This is a genomic window from Jiulongibacter sediminis (assembly GCF_001306455.1).
Lineage (GTDB): Bacteria > Bacteroidota > Bacteroidia > Cytophagales > Spirosomataceae > Jiulongibacter > Jiulongibacter sediminis.
In genome coordinates this window covers 1-2,342 of the sequence record NZ_LGTQ01000008.1, presented here as the reverse complement: position 1 = coordinate 2,342, position 2,342 = coordinate 1, and the positions used below count along the sequence as shown (strand labels likewise).

Genomic DNA, 2,342 nt, shown 5'->3' with positions numbered 1-2,342 from the left:
ACCATTACCATTCACATCTACAAACACGGTATCTCCAATAGAGGCCGGTACATAGTAACCCGCATCAGCTCTAGGTTCAAACTCACCATAAGAAAGTGTATAGGTCTCAGTTTCACCTGTTGTTTGATCAGCATCACTGTCTTCATTGGTATCAGTGCCGTCAGTATTACCTCCAGTAGCGTCGTCATCTGTCAGTGTTCCTGACAATCCATTGATATCTGCTGAAGTTGGGAAAGTAACCACATAATCGCCCGGCTCAAGTCCGATGAACTCGTAGAAACCATTGACATCTGTAAATGCGGTTTGTTCCGTAATCGGATTACCGTTTACTGTTCCGTTCAACTTCACTTCAACACCCTCAAGACCAGGTTCTGTTGGGTCCTGAATACCATTTCCGTTGATATCTACAAAAACAGTATCACCCAATGCCGCAAGAAGATCGATACAAGCTGTATCGCGATCAATTTCAAATTCATTCAGATCAAGCAGGACTGATTCGTTGAATAAGCCCTCACCTTTGGTGAATGTATCCGTTCCTGTTTGAGAAGAACACTCCGTATACACATTATCTCCAGAAGAACCCTCTTCAAGGTTATATAAAATGTCAACTGTCAATGTGTAGATATGTGTTTGACCTATACCAAGATTAACATCCTGAGATAAATTCCATACAGCATCACCGGCACTCAAAATATTTGGAGTTACCCCGGCATCTGTTGTATAAGAAACGGATTGAATTTCTATATCATCATCAAAACCAGGTTGATCATTCAACCCGTAAACTCCATTCGCACCACCTTTATTCTCCACAAGAATGGTATATTCAATGGTGTACTCATCTCTATCAATTTGAGTCCTGTTAGAAGCCACTTTGGTGTGAACAATATATGGAAGATCACCACAAGCTGTATCACGCTCTATTTCAAGACCGTTCAAATCAGTTAGAATTGATTCATTGAATAATCCTTCACCTGCTGCAAACTCTTTGCTTGTCGCTGTAGAGCCACAGGCTGTGTAGGTATTGTCTCCTGTTGAACCCGCAGAAAGATCAATCTTCACATCAACCGATACGGTGTAAGAATGTGATGCTCCTGCTCCCAGGTTCACGCCACTGGCCAAGGTCCAAACTGCATCTGTTGGATACAGGGCTACAGTTGGTACTCCTGAAGTGGTTGTATAACTCGCATCCAGAATCGTAATGTCATCTTCAAATGAAGGATCATCTTTCAGACCGTAAGTACCTTCTGCTCCACCAATATTCTCGACAACAATATCATACGTGATCGTATACTCGTTATTGCCGTTTGGTGTAATCGTTGAAAGTGTTTTCGTATGCTGAATGAATGGAAGATCACCACATGCGGTGTCTTTCTCAATCACCATGCCTTCACTGTCTTTTAGAATCGACTCGTTGAAAAGACCTTCGCCGGCATAGTATTCTGTCGTCGTGCTCGTTTCACCACAAGCGGTGTATACATCATCCCCAACCTGACCGTCAGTCAGATCAATCGCTACTTTCACTTGCAATTGGTAAGTCTCAGTAGCACCTGCAGCAATCGTATTACCGCTGGTGATCGTTAGTGGGAACGGATTGCCTGTGAACGCATAGGCTCCTATTTCAGGTGAACTGTAGCCACCATCAATTATAGTAATATCATCTTCAAATGAACCAGCATCTTCAAGAGTATAACTTGAAACCGCTCCTCCAAGGTTTTTAACCTCTATTTCATATAGTACGCTAAAGGTATTGTCACCAAGGTCTGTGATACTGCTCAGCGTCTTCGCATGGGTTATGTATGGCAAATCACCACATGCTGTATCACGCTCTATTTCAAGACCGTTCAAATCAGTTAGAATTGATTCATTGAATAATCCTTCACCTGCTGCAAACTCTTTGCTTGTCGCTGTAGAGCCACAGGCTGTGTAGGTATTGTCTCCTGTTGAACCCGCAGAAAGATCAATCTTCACATCAACCGATACGGTGTAAGAATGTGATACTCCTGCTCCCAGGTTCACGCCACTGGCCAAGGTCCAAACTGCATCTGTTGGATACAGGGCTACAGTTGGTACTCCTGAAGTGGTTGTATAACTCGCATCCAGAATCGTAATGTCATCTTCAAATGAAGGATCATCTTTCAGACCGTAAGTACCTTCTGCTCCACCAATATTCTCGACAACAATATCATACGTGATCGTATACTCGTTATTGCCGTTTGGTGTAATCGTTGAAAGTGTCTTCGTATGCTGAATGAATGGAAGATCACCACATGCGGTGTCTTTCTCAATCACCATGCCTTCACTGTCTTTTAGAATCGACTCATTGAAAAGACCTTCGCCGGCAG

1 protein-coding gene is annotated in these 2,342 nt (G+C 43.1%); it reads right to left on the bottom strand.

The annotated features are described in order from the left end of the window. A partial coding sequence (locus tag AFM12_RS10645) for an SdrD B-like domain-containing protein (RefSeq protein WP_310586866.1) occupies window positions 1-2,342 on the bottom strand: 2,342 nt, incomplete at both ends.